Source organism: Thermococcus sp., assembly GCF_027012695.1.
In the GTDB taxonomy this organism is placed as follows: domain Archaea; phylum Methanobacteriota_B; class Thermococci; order Thermococcales; family Thermococcaceae; genus Thermococcus.
Genome location: NZ_JALUYR010000082.1, coordinates 1 through 19,608, shown reverse-complemented (window position 1 = coordinate 19,608; position 19,608 = coordinate 1). Strand labels below are relative to the sequence as shown.

The 19,608-nt window shown below is 55.1% G+C and carries 22 protein-coding genes; 11 read left to right on the top strand and 11 right to left on the bottom strand.

The features are described 5' to 3' along the window. Positions 1–7: 7 nt before the first annotated feature. Positions 8–604, bottom strand: a complete 597-nt coding sequence (locus MV985_RS06595; protein WP_297464572.1) for an ArsR family transcriptional regulator — start codon at positions 602–604, stop codon at positions 8–10. A 196-nt stretch (positions 605–800) separates the two neighbouring features. Here MV985_RS06595 and MV985_RS06590 point away from each other — a divergent pair, with 196 nt between their 5' ends. Together MV985_RS06590 and nth are read left to right on the top strand one after the other, a co-directional pair. Further along, positions 801–1,229, top strand: a complete 429-nt coding sequence (locus MV985_RS06590) for an ATPase (protein WP_297464570.1) — start codon at positions 801–803, stop codon at positions 1,227–1,229. Then, positions 1,198–1,920, top strand: coding sequence for an endonuclease III (nth, locus tag MV985_RS06585; RefSeq protein WP_297464569.1), 723 nt, complete (start codon positions 1,198–1,200; stop codon positions 1,918–1,920). Before MV985_RS06590 ends, nth begins: the two co-directional genes overlap by 32 nt. A gap of 199 nt (positions 1,921–2,119) precedes the next feature. Here nth and MV985_RS06580 read toward each other — a convergent pair whose 3' ends face one another. Together MV985_RS06580 and MV985_RS06575 are read right to left on the bottom strand one after the other, a co-directional pair. Further along, positions 2,120–2,698, bottom strand: a complete 579-nt coding sequence (locus MV985_RS06580) for a TrkA C-terminal domain-containing protein (RefSeq protein ID WP_297464567.1) — start codon at positions 2,696–2,698, stop codon at positions 2,120–2,122. Beyond that, a complete protein-coding gene (locus MV985_RS06575) occupies positions 2,691–3,296 on the bottom strand; it encodes a TrkA C-terminal domain-containing protein (protein ID WP_297464565.1) in 606 nt (201 codons plus the stop codon). The genes MV985_RS06580 and MV985_RS06575 overlap by 8 nt, the downstream gene beginning before the upstream one ends. Before the next feature lie 112 nt (positions 3,297–3,408). Here MV985_RS06575 and MV985_RS06570 point away from each other — a divergent pair, with 112 nt between their 5' ends. From MV985_RS06570 to MV985_RS06555, 4 genes are all read left to right on the top strand, one after another. Further along, positions 3,409–4,593, top strand: coding sequence for a magnesium transporter (locus tag MV985_RS06570; RefSeq protein ID WP_297464658.1), 1,185 nt, complete (start codon positions 3,409–3,411; stop codon positions 4,591–4,593). Continuing rightward, positions 4,594–5,364, top strand: a complete 771-nt coding sequence (locus MV985_RS06565) for a sugar phosphate isomerase/epimerase family protein (protein WP_297464563.1) — start codon at positions 4,594–4,596, stop codon at positions 5,362–5,364. It begins immediately after the preceding gene. A gap of 97 nt (positions 5,365–5,461) precedes the next feature. Next, complete coding sequence (locus tag MV985_RS06560) at positions 5,462–6,886, top strand: CoA-binding protein (protein ID WP_297464562.1); 1,425 nt, start codon at positions 5,462–5,464, stop codon at positions 6,884–6,886. A gap of 3 nt (positions 6,887–6,889) precedes the next feature. Continuing rightward, positions 6,890–7,654, top strand: coding sequence for an acetate--CoA ligase family protein (locus MV985_RS06555; protein WP_297464559.1), 765 nt, complete (start codon positions 6,890–6,892; stop codon positions 7,652–7,654). Here the strand turns inward: MV985_RS06555 and MV985_RS06550 are convergent, their stop codons facing one another. From MV985_RS06550 to MV985_RS06535, 4 genes are read right to left on the bottom strand one after another with little or no spacing between them, the layout of a single operon-like run. Beyond that, positions 7,655–8,035: a hypothetical protein gene (locus MV985_RS06550; RefSeq protein ID WP_366085281.1), complete on the bottom strand. Its 381-nt coding sequence runs from the start codon at positions 8,033–8,035 to the stop codon at positions 7,655–7,657. A gap of 32 nt (positions 8,036–8,067) precedes the next feature. Beyond that, entirely contained in the window at positions 8,068–8,616 is a 549-nt protein-coding gene (locus MV985_RS06545; protein ID WP_297464557.1) for a DUF998 domain-containing protein, read from the bottom strand. Positions 8,617–8,625: 9 nt separating this feature from the next. Continuing rightward, positions 8,626–9,771, bottom strand: coding sequence for a tRNA uracil 4-sulfurtransferase ThiI (gene thiI, locus MV985_RS06540; RefSeq protein WP_297464555.1), 1,146 nt, complete (start codon positions 9,769–9,771; stop codon positions 8,626–8,628). 4 nt (positions 9,772–9,775) lie between these two features. Next, positions 9,776–10,102, bottom strand: coding sequence for a hypothetical protein (locus MV985_RS06535; protein ID WP_297464553.1), 327 nt, complete (start codon positions 10,100–10,102; stop codon positions 9,776–9,778). A 93-nt stretch (positions 10,103–10,195) separates the two neighbouring features. Here MV985_RS06535 and MV985_RS06530 point away from each other — a divergent pair, with 93 nt between their 5' ends. Both MV985_RS06530 and pfkC read left to right on the top strand, forming a co-directional pair. Further along, the gene (locus MV985_RS06530) at positions 10,196–10,909 is read left to right on the top strand and encodes a maleate cis-trans isomerase (RefSeq protein ID WP_297464551.1); all 714 of its coding nucleotides are present in this window, start codon (positions 10,196–10,198) and stop codon (positions 10,907–10,909) included. A 75-nt stretch (positions 10,910–10,984) separates the two neighbouring features. Further along, entirely contained in the window at positions 10,985–12,370 is a 1,386-nt protein-coding gene (gene pfkC, locus MV985_RS06525; RefSeq protein ID WP_297464549.1) for an ADP-specific phosphofructokinase, read from the top strand. Positions 12,371–12,446: 76 nt separating this feature from the next. Here pfkC and xerA read toward each other — a convergent pair whose 3' ends face one another. Genes xerA through sfsA form a run of 3 tightly spaced genes read right to left on the bottom strand, consistent with a single transcriptional unit; the run spans position 12,447 to position 14,954 of the window. Then, positions 12,447–13,289 carry a site-specific tyrosine recombinase/integron integrase gene (xerA, locus tag MV985_RS06520; RefSeq protein ID WP_297464546.1) on the bottom strand — a complete coding sequence of 281 codons (843 nt, stop codon included), beginning with the start codon at positions 13,287–13,289 and terminating at the stop codon, positions 12,447–12,449. Further along, the gene (locus MV985_RS06515) at positions 13,282–14,187 is read right to left on the bottom strand and encodes a toprim domain-containing protein (RefSeq protein ID WP_297464544.1); all 906 of its coding nucleotides are present in this window, start codon (positions 14,185–14,187) and stop codon (positions 13,282–13,284) included. Before MV985_RS06515 ends, xerA begins: the two co-directional genes overlap by 8 nt. A 44-nt stretch (positions 14,188–14,231) precedes the next feature. Then, entirely contained in the window at positions 14,232–14,954 is a 723-nt protein-coding gene (gene sfsA, locus MV985_RS06510) for a DNA/RNA nuclease SfsA (RefSeq protein WP_297464542.1), read from the bottom strand. A gap of 84 nt (positions 14,955–15,038) precedes the next feature. Between sfsA and MV985_RS06505 the strand changes: the two genes are divergently transcribed. Both MV985_RS06505 and MV985_RS06500 read left to right on the top strand, forming a co-directional pair. Continuing rightward, on the top strand, positions 15,039–16,085 hold the full coding sequence (locus MV985_RS06505; protein ID WP_297464538.1) for a M42 family metallopeptidase: 1,047 nt from the start codon (positions 15,039–15,041) through the stop codon (positions 16,083–16,085). Positions 16,086–16,150: 65 nt separating this feature from the next. Further along, complete coding sequence (locus MV985_RS06500; protein ID WP_297464536.1) at positions 16,151–16,852, top strand: hypothetical protein; 702 nt, start codon at positions 16,151–16,153, stop codon at positions 16,850–16,852. On the opposite strand, the gene MV985_RS06495 is transcribed toward MV985_RS06500, so the two are convergent. Beyond that, on the bottom strand, positions 16,836–17,084 hold the full coding sequence (locus MV985_RS06495) for a hypothetical protein (RefSeq protein ID WP_297464654.1): 249 nt from the start codon (positions 17,082–17,084) through the stop codon (positions 16,836–16,838). The genes MV985_RS06500 and MV985_RS06495 overlap by 17 nt on opposite strands. 47 nt (positions 17,085–17,131) lie before the next feature. Here MV985_RS06495 and MV985_RS06490 point away from each other — a divergent pair, with 47 nt between their 5' ends. Next, positions 17,132–19,063, top strand: coding sequence for a helicase C-terminal domain-containing protein (locus MV985_RS06490; protein ID WP_297464534.1), 1,932 nt, complete (start codon positions 17,132–17,134; stop codon positions 19,061–19,063). Positions 19,064–19,608 lie beyond the last annotated feature (545 nt).

Sequence of the window (19,608 nt, the reverse complement as noted above, 5' to 3'; positions counted from 1 at the left end):
TCTTCCCCTAAACGTCCTCCAGAGCATCGAGGATTTTTCTCGGCAGCCTGGGTCCAAACTGTTTCACTATTCTTTCGAACTCTCGCTCGTCCTCCCTGGCTATCCTGCGGAGGAGGTTCTCTATGTAGGTCTCGGTCAGGAGACGGACCTCTTCGAGCTCCTGCTTCGTTCTTACAAGTTCTTCTATCCTCTTTTCAATCCCCTCCAGGAACGTCAGAAGTTCGCGTATCTTCTCCTCAAGGGGTTCGGTCGACTTGATGAGAGCCCTTGCCTGATCGTACTCCTTGGTGGGCCGCGGGACTTTGGGCTCGTACATCTCGGTGCCGAAGGCGTAGGGGGTAAGGAGGACCTCTATTCTGAAGCCGCGCTTTATGGTGTAGTACTTCCGGGGTCTTCCTCTGGGTATTCTTTCTATCCGCCCCTCGATAAGTCCTGCACTCTCCAGTATCCGAAGGTGCTCCAGGACGGCCTTCTGGCCGACCCCGAGTTCCTGGCTGAGCTCGCTGACGAAGTAGGGCCTTCGGGTGAGCAGGAGGAGTATCCGCCTCCTCGTCTCGTTTCCAAGGATGTCCAGTAGCCTTCCAAGGTTCTTATTTGATTCCACGTTCTCACCCCCTTTCCCTAACCTAATGTAAGAAAAGACTACTTTAAGCTTTTCGGTGAAACTGACGGGGGAATTCCCCGGGATGAGCCGGTATTCACGATAGATGCCTGGATTAATAATCCAGAATACCCTTTCAAGAGCACAGGTCGGGGGTTAGACATTTAAGGTTTCACAACCTTTTTCAACCGGTGATAGCATGAGACTGGTTCTTAAACCCCTCTTCGACGCGGAACTGCCATCGGGCTTTGAGGAGATACTGCGGGCAAAACTCTCCGGAAGAGAGGTAAAAACCGGCGACATCGTGGAGGTGGACCTCCTTGGAAAACCTCTGGCCTTCAGGGTTCTCCTTGCGGAGCCATCGCCCCTGAAGGTTGGAGAAAACACGAAGATAGAGCTCTCCCCCGGGGAGATCGAAACAATAACCGTGGAGTTCGATGGCCCGGTGGACGATGTCCTGCCCTTTGGTCGGGGTTTTGCAGTGATCCGGGGTAACGAGGTCGTACTGCTGTCTGGGGAGGGACAAAAGATTTATAGCGAGCAGTTCGAGAACCTTAAAGGAGTTAGGACAACCGAAAACGCAGTGGTGGTGATTGATGGGAGAAGGATTAGGATCATCAGGCCGTAGATTCACCTTCGATGAAAGCTGGGAGGAGAAGAAGAGGAGAGCCGGGAAAATAGTCGAAATTCTCATGAAGACCTATCCCAGGGAGAAGCTCCTCATAGGCGATCCCTACAGGACGCTCGTTCACTGCATAATCTCCCAGCGCATGCGCGATGAGGTAACCTACCGCGTCTGGGAGGAGCTTTTCAGGAGATACAAAGACATCGAGACGATAGCAAACACACCGGTCGAGGTGATGCAGGAATTCCTGAGAAAACAGGGAGTTGGCCTCTGGAAGACCAAGGGCGAGTGGATTGTTAAGGCCTCTCAAATAATCCTCCAGAAGTACGGCGGAAAGGTGCCTGACGACATAAATGAGCTCATGAAGCTGCCCGGCATCGGGAGGAAGTGCGCGAACATAGTCTTAGCCTACGGCTTTGGAAGGCAGGCTATACCGGTTGATACTCACGTCAACAGGATAAGCAAGCGCCTCGGCCTGGCCCCGCCGAGGGTTCCGCCGGAGAAGGTCGAGGAGTACCTAAAGGAGCTCATCCCGGAAGACAAGTGGATCTACGTAAACCACGCCATGGTTGACCACGGAAGGACGATATGCAAGCCAATAGGACCGAGGTGCGATGAGTGCCCTCTGAGGGAACTCTGTCCGTATGCGAAGGGACTTGTTACGGATGCGGACATAAAGGGGAACAGGGGTTAGCGGTCATAACCGCAGGAATCGAGTCCGGTGATGATGGGGGTCATCGGATCTCCATTCCCAGCGTTCTTTCCTCCGGGGCCATGAAAGGGTGTACCTGGCGGCAGCGAGCATGGGTATAATGGCAAGGCCGGACTTTTACCTTCCACGGGGTATGGAGAGAAATGACTTGAAACGGTGAAAGTCTTTCGAACTGGAGTTGTCACTCCTCTTTCTCAATCTCTTCCCCAGCGAGCTCGCGGAGTTTGTCGAGATCGGAGCTGACTGCTATGAGAACGTCATCCTTCTCTATGGTGTCTGCCCTTCCCGGGTTGTAGATGTACCTGCTTCCCCTCTTGATGGCCAGGATTCTCGTTCCGATCTTGCTCGGGAGCTTCAGCTGGGCGAGGGTTTTCCCTACCAGTACCGATCCCCCGTGGACCCTGACCCTGCCCAGTTCCTCCTCCGTGTCCTCCATTATCTTCCTGATTATGGGGTGGGGCTCGATGTCGCGGAGTATTATGTCCGCTATTCCGTATGCTGCGTCGCTTATGCGCTCGTTGATGTCGGCCAGATCAATTATGCTGAGCAGACTCTCGGGATCTTCTTCCTTTTTGGCTAGCCGGAGGGTCAGCTTCTTGACCTTGAGGGTCAGGTCGTCCATCTTCTCCTCGAGCAGGTAAACCTCCTCCGCTATGTCCTCGCTGTTGTACATCACCGAAGAGAAGGCCAGGTCCACCATGAGGGCAGAAAGATCCTTCATCTCGACCAGACAGTTCCTAATCTCCTCGTACTCATTCATGGCGTATCACCTTGATGATCCCCCTCGCTACCTCCTTCAGATAGTCCAGGGCCGTTTTCGTTCCCCTGCCGATGAGTATGTCGCCGGGCATGATCTTGGTGTCTTCATCGGGGTCAAATATCCAGCGTTTTCCGCGCCTTATGGCTATCACCCAGACCCCCGCGTTCGTGGAGAGGTCGAGCTCCTCCAGGGTCTTTCCAACGAGAATGGACTCAGGGGAAACGATTACCCTACCTATGGTCTCCTCGCTTTCGAGGATTACCTCCGTTATGAGTGGGTGGAGCTTCTCCTCGAGGACCATCTTGGCGAGATCCGCCGCCGCGTTGGAGATTTCATCTATCGAGCGGGCCATCTGCAGTATGGATGTTATCTGCTCGGCCTCCTTCATGTTCCTCGCCGCTAAAACGGCCCTGATCATGAGGTGGTAGTTGAGGATGTCGAGGTATTCCTCCAGCTCCAGAACTTCCTCCGCTATCTCCTTCTCCTTGAAGAGCGCGGCCGAGTAGGCCAGATCGACCATGAGTTCGGCCGTGTTTTTCATTTCAATGAAGATGTCTTTGACGTTCTTTGGCACCTTGACCTCGTCCCATTCCTCCACTCCGGGCTCACCACCGTGAAGTGAGCGGCAAATTTTATTTAGTTTTCGCCTGCGAAAGGTTTAATACCCCCTCCGTTAAGGTCGGGGGTCGGGGCGGAGGTTGGTTGCCGTGATTGACGATGAGATCATGGGGGAGCTCAGGGAGAAGATCAAGGAAGCTTACAGGGTTACCCTTCCGTCCCTGTTCACCTCCCAGGTGTTCGGTCTCTTTGGGGGCACGTTCCTGGGCAAATACTTTGACGTAATAAGAAACCAGTTTCCGGGCCTTCTCGTGGTCCTCCCGGGTATGATGGGGCTGAGGGGCAACGTCTTCGGCTCGATGGCCTCGCGCTTCTCCACGATGCTCTACCTCGGTGAGCTCGAGCCATCGGTCAGGGACAGGAAGGTTCTCAAGGAGATAGTCCTCAGGATGCTCATCTCCCTCATTCCAATATTCCTGCTCTGGGCCATTGGGGTGATTACGGGCATAAAGAAGAACGCCCTCGACGTTCTCCTCATAGTGATAACCTCAACGATACTCGTTTCCTTCATACTCGGTTACTTCACCTCCTTCGTGACGATGTTTGCATTTAAAAGAGGCACCGATCCGGACAGCGTCGCGGCACCGCTGGTAGCTTCGATGGGCGACTTCCTGACAGTTCCGTCCTTGGTTCTCTTCATACTCCTCATAGGGAAGTCTCCATGGGCCTTCAGGATCTTCAACTACGCCGTCATAACTTTCTTCCTCGCCCTCACCCTTCTGAGCAGGTTGAGGAAGGAGGAGTTCCTCGAGCTGAAGCAGGTCTTCATCACGATAACCGGTCTCGCGCTGCTCTCCACCATCTCGGGCTCGCTCCTGGCAAGGTTCAGCGACGTTATTCAGGCCTCGATGATACTGAGCTTCATCTACCCCGCGGTCCTAAGTTCCTTCGGCAACTATGGTTCCATAATAGCGGCAAAAACCTCCACCAAGCTCCACCTCGGTGAGATAGAGAGCTTTCTCTGTCCGGGGGCCTTCACCGACATCCTCGCCCTCTTCACCACGGCCCCGGTTATCGGCCTGACCAAGGTCCTCATAGGCGGCTTCCTGATGATACTCACCACGGGGGCAAACGTTCCGAGAACCATCTCCATCCTCATCATCACGTATCCCCTCATGGCACTCTTCATAATGCTTTACTCCTACGCGGTTTCGTACCTGCTCTTCCAGAAGGACATTGACCCCGACCACGTGGCCATTCCGCTCATCTCGAACAACAGCGACATCTTCGGCACCCTCTACGTGGTTCTGATTGCCAGGCTCATGGTTGGTGGTTGAATGATCGGTATTTCGATGACGGCCTACTCCGAAAAAAGCCTCGACGGGTTCGAGTACTGGGTTCAAACCGTCAGGGAGCTCGGCTTTGACTTCATTGAGATCATGAGCGAGTGGCCGCACTACCTGAGCTCCGGCAATCTGCCCCTCTTCCGAGAGATTCTCTCCTCCTACGGGATGAAAGTTACAGTGCACGCCCCCTTCGGCGACGTCAACATCGCTTCCTTCAACGAGCGCATAAGGGATGCCTCGCTGGAGATCATCCGCGAAACTCTTGAGCTTTCGGCGGAGCTTGGGGCGATGGTTGTGACGGTTCATCCGGGCCACTGGTCTCCAGTCAGCGTGAATAACCCCCGCGAGTACCTTGAAATTCATCGCCGATCCCTCCGGGATATAGCTCGCTGGAGCGAAGAGTACGGAGTGAAGGTTGGCGTCGAGAACATGCCCCGCTTCCCGATCCTAGATGCCCAGGACTGCGACAGGCTGGCCGAGATAATCGGGGGCATCGAGATTGGAATCACCTTCGACGTTGGGCATCTCAACACAACCACCCAAAACTTCGACCGCTTTCTGGAGCTTTTTGCGGACAGGATAGTTCACGTCCACCTTCACGACAACTCCGGGGAGAGGGATGAACACCTTCCCCCGGGCAGGGGCACGGTTCCCTGGGAGAGGCTGCTTCCAAGGTTTCAGGAGGTGACGATGGCCCTTGAGGTAAAGGGGATTTCAGAAGCACGTTCCGGTCTTCGGTTCATAGGAGAAGTTCTTCAATGAGCCTCTGGGTTCATCGGGGTTCTATCCTTCAAAACGCAACACTTTTATACATTCCCGCCGAGTTCTCAGTGAGGAACATTTCTCGGGAGGGATAGCGGTGACGGAGAGAATAGTTGAGGAACTGAGGCCCTTCTTCGACCCCAAAGCCGTCGCTATCATAGGAGCGACCAACAAGAAGGGCAAGGTTGGAAACGTTATCTTCGAGAACTTCAAACGGAACAAGGAGCGGGGAATCTTCAAGGGCAACATCTACCCGGTTAACCCCAAGCTCGATGAGATAGATGGTTATAAGGTGTATCACAGTGTTAGGGAACTTCCCGATGACACTGATCTGGCGGTTATCTCGATACCCGCTCCATTTGTTCCGGCAACGATGAGGGACATAGCCGAGAAGGGGATAAAAGCGGTCATAATCATCACCGGCGGCTTCGGAGAGCTCGGCGAGGAAGGAAAGAAGCTGGAGTGCGAAATCCTGGAGATAGCGAGGGCCAACGGGATAAGAATCATAGGGCCCAACTGCGTTGGTGTTTACGTTCCCGATACGGGCGTTGACACCGTCTTCCTGCCTGAAGAGAAGATGGACAGGCCGAAGAGCGGGCCAATAGCTTTCGTCAGCCAGAGCGGTGCATTTGCGGCTGCAATGCTCGACTGGGCCGCGATGGCTGGACTGGGAATCGGGAAGATGGTCAGCTATGGAAACAAGATAGACGTGGACGACGCGGATTTAATGGACTACTTCCTCCACGACGACAAGATCAACGTCGTCACCTTCTACATTGAGGGAGTTAAGGACGGAAGGAAGTTCATGGAGAGCGCGAAGAGAATAACCCGAGTCAAGCCCGTCGTCGCGCTGAAGAGCGGCAGAACGGAGTACGGTGCCAGGGCCGCATCATCCCACACCGGTTCCCTGGCGGGAAGCGACAAGATCTACGACGCCGTCTTCAAGCAGACCGGGATAATCCGGGCAGAAGACTTCGAGCATATGTTCGATCTCGCCAAAGCCTTTGCGGCACTTAAGGACAAGCTCCCTAAGGGCGACAGGATAGGAATAATCACCGACGGCGGCGGCGCTGGAGTAATGGCCAGTGATGCGGTGGCAAAGTTCGGCCTCCGGATGGCGGAGCTGAGTGAGGAAACCATAAAGTTCCTGAGGGAGCACTTTCCACCGCACGCCGTTCCCGGCAACCCGACGGATGTTGTGGGAGACACCGACGCGGAAAGGTACAGGATAGCCCTCGAGGGCTTCACGAGGGATCCGAACGTTGATGCCATAGTCGTTATAGTCCTCTTCCAGGTGCCGCTCCTCGAGGAGGAGAAGGTCATAGAGATACTCGCCGATTACCAGAGGAAGAGCGACAAGCCCATAGTGGCGGTTGCGATGGGTGGAAGGAAGACCAGCCGCTATGCCCGCCTCCTCGAGGAGAAGGGCGTTCCCGTTTATCCGACCCCAGAGAGGGGAGTCCGGGCTATGGCGGGCCTTGTTAGGTACGCTGAGCACCTCGGAAAACTTAAGGGGGAATGAGTTATGTCCAGGGAGGAGGCCCTTAAGGTTATTGAGTCCGTCCTGGCCCAGGGCAGGACTGTCCTGGTCGAGTACGAGGCCAAGCAGGTTTTGAAGGCCTACGGCCTTCCCGTTCCAAACGAAAAACTCGCGAAGACCCTCGACGAAGCCTTGAAGTACGCGGAAGAGATAGGCTATCCCGTCGCGCTCAAACTGATGTCTCCCCAGATACTCCACAAGAGCGATGCCAAGGTCGTGATGCTTAACATTAAGAACCCCGAGGAGCTGAAGCAGAAGTGGAAGGAGATCCTTGAAAACGCCAGGAAATACCGGCCGGATGCGGAGATACTGGGTGTCCTCGTTGCCCCGATGCTCCGTCCCGGCAGGGAGGTCATCATAGGTGTGGTCGAGGATCCACAGTTTGGACACGCAATAATGTTCGGCCTCGGTGGCATCTTCGTCGAGGTCCTCAAGGATGTGACCTTCAGGATAATACCCATAACCGAGCGCGACGCCAGAAAGATGATCACCGAGATAAAGGGCTATCCCATTCTCGCGGGGGTTCGCGGCGAAGAGCCCGCAGACATAGACGCTATCGTGGACATGCTCCTGAAGGTCAGCAAGCTCGTTGAGGACCTCGAGAACTACATAAAGGAGATGGACCTAAACCCGGTCTTCGTCTACGAGAAGGGCAAGGGTGCCGTTGTTGTTGATGCCAGGATGATCCTCAAGGCACCTCAGAGGAAGGAAGAGGAGATAAGCTCCGAGTACAGGGAGAGGTGCGCCTGATCACTTTGGTTTCTCGCTCTTTTCCTCTTCCCCCCTTTTGTCCCCTTCGGTTTTTCCTTCTTCATCCTTCTCTTTCCTGTAGACCTCCTGGATGTAGCCGAGGATGTCGTGCATTATGAAGAAGCTTATCGCAGCATCAACCGCTGAGTAAAGGTTACCCGCTATGAGGAAGAGCAGGCCGAAGAAGAACTCAAGGGCCGAGTAGATGAGAGCCACCTTTATCGCCGTCCTGTTCTCCCTGCCGACTCCGTAAGCCAGGGACAGGTTGAGGAGGGCAAAGGCAAGGTAGACGAGCGAGCCCCACGAATAGGCGTAGTAGAGTAGCAGGAAACCGTAGATGGCGAGCAGGTAAGTGGCGAGCTGGAGGCGCTTCATAGTCATCGATTTTCAGAGGGGTTTAAAGGGGTTATGCCTCACTTCCCGCGCAGCTGGAGGAGGCCAAGGTAGACGAACCACGCGAGAACCGTCAGGACACCTATCAGTTCCGGAATGGCCAGTCCCCTGAAAACCCCCTTCTCAATCAGGATTATCATAACGGCCAGGGTGAGCACCGCCAGGCCCGACCATAGGTAGCCAGCGCCGGTTCCCGCGCGGCCGAGCTTAACCCCCACGATGACCACATCCGCCAGCGCCAGAAGGTAAGTGAGAACCGCCAGGGGGAGATGGAGGGGATGCTCCTCCGGGAAAACACCCACGAGAAAGAGACAGATCATCGCGAGGGGCATGAGGTAGCTGAGGCCCCTTCTCAGCATTCCCACCGACGCTATGAAGCCGATGGTCGCGAAGATCATTAAAAAACCGTTGAAGTACCACCTGTGGGGATTGTGAAGTGAACCCATGTCGCTGAGGGCGTTGTCAGTGAATGAGAACCACGGGTTCTTCCAGATGACCACCAGGAGTCCCGCAAAGAAAACCAGGGGAAGCAGCAGTGAGAGGTATGCCGGGAACCTGCTGGAGTTCACGCTTCCACCTCAGCACTTTCTCTGGCAGGGGTCCTCTCCAAAGACTTCCCGGTAGAGCTTCCTGAACTCCTCCCAGGAGCCCCTTATTATGGGGTGCTTTGGTATGAAGGGTATCTCGTCCTCCGGAAGGGTGGAGAGCTCGAAGGTGCCTATTTTCTTGGCTATTCCCACTATCTCCTCCTTGTCCATGCCTATGAGCGGGCGGTAGATTGGCAAATCACTCGCCTGGCTGACGATGTACATATTCTCAAGCGTCTGACTGGCGACCTGACCGAGGGAGTCGCCCATGACTATGCCCTTGGCACCGAAGTCTCTCGCAATTTTATCGGCGTTCCTCACCATGTTGAACTTGCAGAGAACGCAGGTGTACTTGTCTTTCTTCATCTCCGTGAGCTTCTCTATTATTTTCTCGCGATCCTTCGGCCTGACCACTATAAGCTCACCCTTTCCGCCGTAGTGATATTTTTTCAGCTGGTTCCATATCTTTCTGACCTTTTCGAGGGTTTTCTCGCCCATGTAGATGTGGACTGGAATAACTTCCACACCGCGCTTCATCATGAGGAAAGCCGCCACCGGGGAATCTATTCCACCGCTGAGCAGCGCGACAACCTTGCCCTGCGTTCCTATCGGCAAACCACCCCAGGCCTTAACCCTGTCCACGAAGACGTAGGCTTTGCCGTCCATAAGTTCCACTCCAACCTCGATATCATAGTCGTGAAGGTTAACCTCGCTCTCCTCGTTCTCCAGGATGTACTCCCCCACCTTCGCCTGTATCTCCGGACTCTTGAGCGGGAACTCCTTGGTTATCCTCCTCGCGGTGACCCTAAACTTGGGCTTCTCGAGGCCCAGCTCGCGTTTCTTCTTCCGGAAGAGCTTGAGCGCTGTTTTGTTTATCTTGTCCATCTCAGCATCGACTTCCATCGCCGGCGAGAGCGAGACGATGCCAAAAACCCTCTGGAGGACTTCAACCGCTTCCTTTGCTCTGTTCGTCCTCACCAGGATCCTGCCGTGCTTTGCCTCTATTTTCTTGAATTCGATTCCCTCGCTCACCAGGGCCTCGCGGATGTTGTTCATGAGTATGTTCTCGAACCATCTCCTCGTCTGCCTCGCCTTCGTTCCAATCTCTCCGTACCTGACGATAACGACGTTGAACATGCTATCACCCCAGCGCATGCGGGAACTTGATTATTATCTCGACGTACTTCTGAATGGCTTCATAGAGCAGGAGGGAGACCACGTATGAGGAGAGGAGTATAAGCTCGTTCATCTCGAAGATGTGGGCCGCTATGTCCTTCGCCTTTGGGGTCGCGTCCACTATCTTTTCCATGTACTTCCCCTTGAGCGACTGGTTGATCAGTATAAACCCCACCGTGAGGAAGACGCCCAGGATGCCCCAGATCCGGCCCAGGGCGAGCATCAGGAACAGGGTTGAGGCCACAACTATCCAGCCGCCCACGACCCCGAGCAGTATGACGAACTCTATCATCCTCCCACCGGTGATGGTTGATCCCGGGGGATAAAAACGTTTAGGGCGGAAAGGTTTAAGAAAAACTGTGAGTAAATCGAGGGAGGTGAAAGCATGTACGGATGGCGCGGAAGACTCGGCCTTATTGTCCCATCATCGAACACCACGATGGAAATGGAGCTCCATACATTCCTTCCTGTTGGAGTTTCGCTCCACACTGCCAGGGTTCCGCTCAGGAACGTTAACGAGGAAGAGCTCGTGAAGATGAACGCTCTAGCGGTTGATGCTGCGAAGCTGCTCCGGGATGCGGGCGTTGAGCAGATCCTCTACGGATGCACGAGCGGTTCCCTCATAGGCGGGAAGGACTACGAGAAAGAGCTCGAGGCGAAGATCGAAAGCGAGGTGAACGTTCCGGTTGTCAGCACGAGCACCGCTGTAATAGAGGCCCTCAAGATACTCGACGCCCAGTCGATTCTCGTGATAACCCCCTACACCGACGGGATAAACCAGCGCGAAAAGGAGTTCCTCGAGGCCAACGAGTTCGAGGTCCTCGACATAAGGGGCCTGGGAATTGAGGACAACACCAGGATTGGAAAGCTCGAGCCCCACGAGGCTTACCGCCTGGCGAAGGCCAGCTTCATTGACGAGGCAGACGCGATCTTCATAAGCTGCACCAACTGGCGGACCTTTGAGATCATCGAGATCCTCGAGGATGACCTCGGCGTTCCGGTGGTTACCAGCAACCAGGCATCCCTCTGGCTCGCCCTCCGGGAGATGGACGTTATGGAGAGGATTCCGGAACTGGGAAGACTTTTCACGGAGTTCTGATCCCTCTTTTTCTGACGAAACCCTTTTAAGAGCCGCCCCGCATTTTCAAGATGTTAGTCACTGAGGGTGATACATATGGTCACGGGGCTTCTGGACGGGGCGAGGGAGCTTTCGATCTACACCGCTTACAACACAAACGTCGATGCGATAGTCTACCTCACGGGAGAAACGGTTCAGAGGCTCATAGACGAGTTTGGAGCTGAAGCGGTGAAGAGGAGGATGGAGGAATACCCAAGGCAGATTGAAGAGCCCATTGACTTCGTGGCAAGGCTCGTCCACGCCCTCAAGACGGGCAAACCGATGGCGGTTCCCCTCGTCAACGAGGAGCTTCACGCCTGGTTTGATTCCCACTTCAGGTACGACGTCGAGAGGATGGGCGGCCAGGCTGGGATAATAGCGAACCTTTTGGCCAATCTCGATTTCAGGCGCGTTCTGGTTTACACCCCCCATCTCGCGAGAAAGCAGGCCACGATGTTTGTTGACAGGCCAAACCTCTTCTATCCCGTCGTTGGGGACGGGAAGCTCGTCTTCAGGCATCCGCGCGAGGCCTATCGCGAGGGGGATCCGATAAAGGTAAACAGAATCTTTGAGTTCCGCGCGGGAACGACCTTCAAACTGGGAGACGAGACGATAACGGTCCCCTTCTCGGGCCGCTTTATTGTTTCGGCACGCTTTGAGAGCATAAGGGTCTACACCGAGCCGGAGCTTAAGCCGTTCCTCCCGGAGATCGGCGAGATGGTTGACGGGGCTATCCTTTCTGGATATCAAGGCATAAAGCTCCGCTACTCCGACGGGAAGGATGCAAACCACTACCTCCGCGAGGCAAAGAGGGACATTCTCCTTCTCAAGCGCGAGAAGGACGTTAAGGTTCACCTCGAGTTCGCCTCCATACAGAACCGCGAGCTGAGGAAGAAGGTCATCTACAACCTCTTTCCGCTCGTGGATAGCGTTGGAATGGACGAATCTGAGATCGCCTACGTTCTCAACGCTCTCGGCTATCCAAAGCTCTCCGATAGGATTTTCACCTACAACCGCATCGAGGACACCGTCCTGGGCGGGAAGATACTCATCGACGAGATGAACCTCGAAGTTCTGCAGATCCACACCATCTACTACATCATGTACATCACCCACGCCGACAACCCGCTGAGCGAGGATGAACTGAGGAGCAGTCTCGAGCTGGCAACGACTTTGGCTGCTGCGAGGGCCTCCCTGGGAGAGATAATTTCACCGGAGGATTTTAGGGTCGGTCTTAGCGTTCCCTACAACGAGAGGGGAGAATACGTCAAGCTCCGCTTCGAGGAGGCGAAGAGAAAGCTGAGGACTAGGGAGTACCGGGTTGTTATAATTCCGACGAGGCTCGTCAAGAACCCCGTCTCAACCGTCGGCCTCGGCGACACTATTTCAGCCGGAGCCTTCACGAGCTACCTCGCTCTGCTGAGGAAGAAGGGTGCGCTCTGATTCTTCACAATTTTTGGTCCGGTATAATAGACTGGTACTTTAAAAACCATGGTCTAATTTGTTAGACCAATCTGGCTCACTCAATCAGCCCCTCCATCAGTCTCGCCTTCTCCTGCGCCTTCCGCAGGTGCTCAACGGTGACCTTGGTGTAGATCTGCGTCGTTGAGAGGTTAGAGTGACCCAAAAGCTCCTGAATCGCCCTTATGTCGACGCCGTTCTCGAGCATGTGCGTCGCGAAGCTGTGGCGGAGCCTGTGGGGAGTGACCTCAACCCCGGCTCTCTCGCCGTACTTTTTGAGGAGATGCCAGACCGTCTTCGGCGAGAGCCCGTCCTTTTTTCTCCTTCCCTCCTCGACGATGAGGTACTCGCTGTCGTCCTCTCTGCTCTCGAGGTAGTCCCTGATCGCATCGCCCAGGAAAGCCGGAATCGGGACGACCCTGTCCTTGGCGCCCTTACCGCCGCGCACGACTATTAGGTTTCTCTCGAGGTCGACGTCCTTCCTCCTGAGGTTGCACAGCTCGCTGACGCGAAGGCCTGCCCCGTAGAGGAGGAGAACGATGAGCCTATCGCGCTTCCTCGTCGGCGGAATCACCGATAGGAGCCTTTTAACTTCTTCCCTCGTCAGGGCCTTCGGTAAACTCCTCGGGACCTTGGGGGGCTTTAGCTTTTCCGCCTCTTCGTCCGCCCCCTCGAAGCGGAAGTAAGCCCTCAAAGCCTGGACGACGAGGTTCAGACTCCTGTTGGAGTAGCCTTCTCTTCTAAGCCTTGCAAGAAAGCGGAGGGCGGAGCGTGCGTTCAGCTTTCCGCCCCACTCGAGGTATCTCCTCACATAGTAGGAGTACATCCTAATCGTGTTGGGACTCTTGCCCTCGAGGTCTAAATAGGTCTCGAACTCTTCCACCGTCTCGGCTTCACTCATTGTCGATGCCCTTCAGGAGGCGCTCTATCTCGTCCGGCTTCAGCTCGGGATTCTCCACGATGTTCGTCCCCTCCGGCGCTGATGCTCTATCCTCCGGCGATTTTTGGGGCTTCGGCTCTTCCTTTTCCTCGAGCTCTTCCCTGATCGAGAGGCTAAGGTAGACCGTCTTGAGGAGCTCACCTATGAGCGATTCATCCTCCGCGAAAATGTAGCCCTGTCCGACGATTATCTTTCCGGCCAGGCCGAGCTTCTCAACGGCTATCGCGATTATCCTCTCCTCAGGCACAGGTTCCGCCGGGAAGAGGCCCTTCCAGGCGTCCTCTATCTTGACCGGCCTGGGTTTTCTTTCCAGAAGTTCCTTGAGTCCCTCGTTCTCACTCCTGAGTCTCTCAAGCTCCGACTGGAGTTCCTCGTACTTCTTCTGGAGTTCCTCGTGTTCCTTGTAGAGGGCCTCGTATTCGTTGGCCAGCTGGTCGTAGCGACCCTTCACGTCGAGGAGCTCCCTCCTTATCTCCATGTACCCGGGAAGAACCTGGAGGCTCTTAAGCCCGGCCCTGACGAGCGTGTTCCTGAGTTCCTTTCTCACCAGTTCTACGTCAACGTGCTCGAGGTCATGACCGAGGGGGAGCTTCATTCTCTCTATGTGTCCGACCATTTCCTTGAGCTCATTGTACAGTCTCTCCGCGAGCTCCCTTCCAACCCTGTCAGCGTCGGTGGCTATTATTAGGAGATCCGCTCCAGCCGCGGCACTCTTCGCGATCTCCACGTTCGTGGTTGGGATTATCGAGGATATCGTGATGTTGTACTCGCTTCCGAGCGCCAGTCCCTGGAGTGCCTTGCTCACGACCTCAACGTCGCTCGCACCCTCCACCAGAATCCTAACATCAACGATGGTCATTCCAATCACCCCTTTGAATACCCATCGGGATTGGGTGACGGTCTTTAAAAACCCTCCCTCAGCTCCACTGCAAGGGATGGCTTTTCTAAGATCACCCGGCCGTCTGGAATCATGGAGATGCTGAGGGCACGTATCTCAACGCCCGTTTTCAGGGCCTCCCTCAGGAGTTTTGCTATAACGGGGTCCCCCTTCTCGTAGGGCCTGAACTTCTCCACGCCGGGCATCGCACCGATGAAGAATATCATCGCCCCTTTCCCGGCTTTTCTAAGTTCGATGAGTTCTCTTATGTGCTTCCGTCCCCGTGCAGACGGGCAGTCGGGGTACATCGCGTACTCCCCACGCTCTCCGCCCCTCAAGACCGCGCTCTTCATCTCGGCGTAGACTTCACCATCCGGGCACTCAAAGAGGTAATCGAGGCGGGATTTCCCGACGGTTACCTCCTTTCGCTTTATCCTGCAGTCCCTCAGCCAGGGAATGGTGTTCAGCTCAACCGCCCTTTCGAAGGCTTTAGCCTGCGTTCTCGTGTCTATCACCGCTCCTTTTCCTCCCAAGTCTTCAAAGGCCAGCAGAACGAAATCCGTCTTTCCACCGCTCTTTGGCAGGCAGAATGCCCTTCTTCCCGGGATCATGAACTCCTTTAGGCGGCCGGTGTTCGTAACGAGGGCTTTTCTGGTTTCCCCATTCACCTCAACCAAAGCAACGAATCTGTTAAGCCTTTCTATAAACGTGCAGGGAACGATGTTAAGCCTCAGCAGGGTCCTCTCCATTCCACCACCGGTGTCCGGGGGGTAGATAAGCTTAAATATCTGCCGGACCACTTTCAGACGGAAATCTAAACGGAGGCGACGGCAATGGTTGGTTTTGAACTGTTGAAAAAGATAGTGGAAGCGCCGGGAGTTTCGGGCTACGAATTCCTTGGTGTCAGGGACGTCGTTATTGAGGCCTTTGAGCCCTACGTTGACGAGATAAGGGTTGACAAGCTCGGGAACGTTATAGCCCACAGGAAGGGAAAAGGCCCAAAGGTCATGCTCGCGGCACACATGGACCAGATAGGCCTCATGGTCACCCACATAGAAAAGAACGGCTTTTTGAGAGTCGCCCCGGTCGGAGGTGTTGACCCAAGAACCCTGATAGCCCAGAGGTTTAAAGTCTGGATCGGGAAGAACGAGTACATCTACGGCGTTGGCGGTTCAGTTCCGCCGCACATCCAGAAGCCGGAGCAGAGGAACAAGGCCCCGACCTGGGATCAGGTCTTCATTGACATCGGTGCCGAGAGCAGGGAGGAAGCCGAGGAGATGGGCGTCAGGATAGGCACCGTCATCACCTGGGACGGAAGGCTGGAGAGGCTCGGCAAGCACAGGCTTGTCAGCATAGCCTTCGACGACAGGATAGCGGTTTACACCCTCGTCGAGGCGGCGAGGCAGTTGAGCGAGACCGATGCGGACGTTTACTTCGTTGCCACGGTCCAGGAGGAGGTTGGTCTTCGCGGTGCCAAGGTCTCGGCCTTCGGCATAAGTCCCGACTACGGCTTCGCCATAGACGTCACCATAGCGGCCGACGTTCCGGGAACGCCGGAGCACAAGCAGGTAACCCGGCTCGGAAAGGGTGTTGCAATCAAGATAATGGACCGCTCCATCATCTGCCACCCGACCATCGTCCGCTGGATGGAGGAGCTGGCCAAAAAACACGAGATACCCTACCAGTGGGATATCCTGCTCGGGGGAGGAACCGACGCGGGGGCGATACACCTGACGAAAGACGGTGTTCCGACGGGAGCAATAAGCGTTCCGGCACGCTACATACACTCCAACACCGAAGTTGTGGACGAGCGTGACGTTGATGCCGGAATCAGGCTTATGGTAAAGGTTCTGGAGGAGATCCCGGAACTAAGGCTCTGACTCCTTTTTCCATTCTCCCACATCTAAAAGCGCCGGCTGAAGGCAATGTCCAAGGGTGTGCTCCCATGGAATCCAGAACTGCCGAGGTGTCCTTTGGAGGCGACTGGAAGGCGCTCATCGAGGTTGCATCCAGACCCGTGGAACTGCTCTCCACGTTTCCCTACAGGGTGGAACCTTTGGACCTGGAAGGCAAAACGCTGGTTCGTATCTCCTTCAGGCGGCTCCTGACAAGGTTCGAGTTCGAGGGCGTTCTGGAGTTCACCTTCAACGAACCCCACGTCACCTATATCCTGAAGGGTTGGAAGGGTCTGATCGTGTTCTCCTTCGCCGCGCTGGAGGGGAGGCTCGTCGCGAGAATCTCGGCCGACGTTTCGGGCGAGAGAATGCTGGGGGACAAGCTGGACTTCATGGCCAGGAACTCCGCTTTAGCCGTCGCAAGGATGGCCGAGAGCCATGGTCTCATCGCCCCCAGAACCACGGGCAGGGGAATGGGGTTCGTTGTTCGGGATCTGAACAGGGAGCTGATGCCACACCTCATCAGATACGTCCGCTTTCACACCATAAAACGGAGCTTTCGCCTGGCCGGCGAGGGTACGGAAGACGGGTTTACAGTGGACGTCGAGAACGACATGATAAGAAGGGTTGAGTACGGGTCCCGCTCCGGAAGTTCCATAATCGAGATCGGAAGGGACGTTCTCGATGCCAGTGGGGAGGACTTCGAGGGAATTGAAGCCTCCGGAGAGTACCTGATCAGGGTGATCGGCTGAGATCCTCGGGAGCCGAAGCCCTTCCACCCCGGTCGAGCTTTGACCACTCGTACCAGAAGAAAATACCGCCCGCGAGCACGCCAAGGAGGAGGAAAGGGATCCTCGACGGCAGGGGCAGGCCACGGTGCCACCTGTAGAGCAGGTAGTTCTGGTAGAGAAAGAGGTAGCTCAGCCAGGCTATCAGAAGCCCCTCGACGGTGATCTCGATGAGCTTGCCCGTTTTCCTGTCCATCCCATCCACCGGCAAAGGTTAAAAGCGGGCCGTTAAAACTCTTTCCCATGAGAGAATCCAGCGACGCATTCGAGTACTTCCCTTACAGGGGTCTGAGGCCGAACCAGCGGGAGTTCATCGAGCTGGTCTCGGAAACCGTCAGGAAGGGCGAGAACGCGATAATCGAGGCACCGACCGGCTTCGGAAAGACGGTGAGCGTTTTAGCCGGAATACTGCCCTTCGCGAAGGAGGAGGGCTACAAGGTTCTCTACCTTGCCAGAACACACCGGCAGATGGACCGCGTAATAGAGGAACTCAAGGCTATAAGCGGGAAGAGTCCGGTCTCTGGAGTTGAGCTGAGGAGCAGGAAAGAGCTGTGCCTCCACAATTACCTGACGCAGTTCACGACGGATGCGTACACCGCCATGGTCGTCTGCAGGAACCTCAAGAAGCTCGGGAAGTGTCCCTTTTATGAGAATGAGAAGAAGAAAAAGACCGAGTTCGAGGAGCTTGTGCGCTTCTTCCTTGAAAGTCCAAGCCACCCGGCTGAGATTCTGAGCTACGCCGAAACGCTCGAGCTTTGTCCCTACGATTTGACCAAGCGGATGGCCGAGAAGGCCGACGTTATAGTGGCGAGCTACCTCTACCTCCTCAGTCCCTCGATAAGGGAGAACTTCATCAGCTCCCTCGACGTTGACTACTCCGACCTCATAGTGGTTTTCGACGAGGCCCACAACCTTCCCGACCAGGCAATCTCTGCCCTTAGCGATAAGATAAGCATAAACACAGTGAACAGGGCCATAAAGGAGGCCGACGAGTACAACGAGCACGAGATAGCGAACTTTCTCAGCATCTTCGGCAGGGGGCTGGAGATACTGTTTCAGGAGAAGCTTGGAAGCAAAGACGTTCAGGAGACTCCGATTCAGCCCGAACTCGTCTTCAAGCACGTCGTCAACGTCCTCAACTTCGACACCCGCTGGCTCGTCAAGACTCTCAACGACATGGTGGCAATAGGAGATGCCATAAGGGAGGACCGGATTGAGAAGGGGAAACCGCCGCGCTCCTACATCGGCCGCGTTGGGGAATTCCTCCTCCTGTGGCTGTCGCTTATAGGCAGGGATGACTACCTCTTCATCCTTAGCAGGGACAGGGGACTGAGCCTCGAGCTTGTTGCGCTGGATCCCTCGAAGGCCCTCGGCTTCATCCGGGAGGTGCAGAGCGCGATATTCATGTCGGGAACGCTCACGCCGCTCGAGGCATTCAGGGACATAATGGGGATCGAGAACGCCCGCCTCAAGAAGTTCCCGCGTATGGTGAAGCGCGAGAACGCGCAGGTTCTGGTTGCAAAGGACGTCTCAACGCGCGGAGAGGAGCGCTCGCTGCAGGTTTATAGGAGGATGGTGGACTACATAGTCGAAGCCGCGAAGATAATTCCCAAGAACGTCGGTGTCTTTACAGCTTCCTACGAGGTTCTCCAGGGCCTGCTTTCGGCCAACCTGGGGGTCCGCCTCGAGGAGACGGGGAAGGCAATATTCGTTGAGAAGCAGGGGGTTTCATCGGCCGAGAACGATGCGATGGTTAGAGCCTTCAAGGCCCACGCTAAGGGCAACGGTGCGGTTCTGCTCGGAGTCATGGGGGGCAGGAACAGCGAGGGGCAGGATTACTCGGGAGATGAAATGAACGGGGTTATCTTAGTTGGAATACCCTATGCGAGGCCAACGCCGAGGGTTCAGGCGCAGATACGCTATTTCGAGAGAAAGTTCCCCGGAAAAGGCCGGTACTACGGATATTATTTACCGGCCCACAGAAAGCTGGTTCAGGCAGCCGGAAGGGTCCACCGCTCGGCCGAGGAGAAGGGTTCGATAATAGTCCTCGACTACCGACTGCTCTGGCGTGGCATAAGGAGGGACCTGCCGGACTGGATGGTTGAAACGATGAGGCCCGTTGACCTAGCGAGAATGAGGCTCTACCTGAAAAGGTTCTGGACGAACGGGCAGTGAACGAATTTTCTCCTTTTGTCCTGGTGCTCTCGGGCGTCTTTTTGCTGTAAACCCCTTTAAAATGAGTTCCTAAAGGATTCTCTCCCAAAACAATCAAGACAATGGGCTTCAAGTAGAAAACCTTCTGAATGGCACTTCAAGAAGGAGCAACGAACGTTGATGAAACTTTTGCTTGGCAAACAAACTTTGCAGAGCAAAGTTTGATCAAAGAGTAGATTTCCACAAAAATGCCAGAATGAGTTGGCATGTCTTTTCAAGATTGCAAGCTCAAAGCGGGTTTGCACTTGAAAAAGCAAGCTAAAGCAGGTTTCAAATTCTCATTAACGCCCTCCGGGCGTGGTACTCACAGTAAAACCTTCCAGAATCAGCAGGTGATATAACAAACCCCTCTTAGAACCGCGAATTTCCAAAAACGACATGCGAATCTTGATCAAACTCAGAGGGACTGTCGTCCCGTGTGCTGGAGTAAAGCTCCAACGTCGCGCAGGCGAGCAAGCTTTTGGAAAAAGCTTGACCAAAAGTTCGTGGTTCTTCTTAAATTGCCA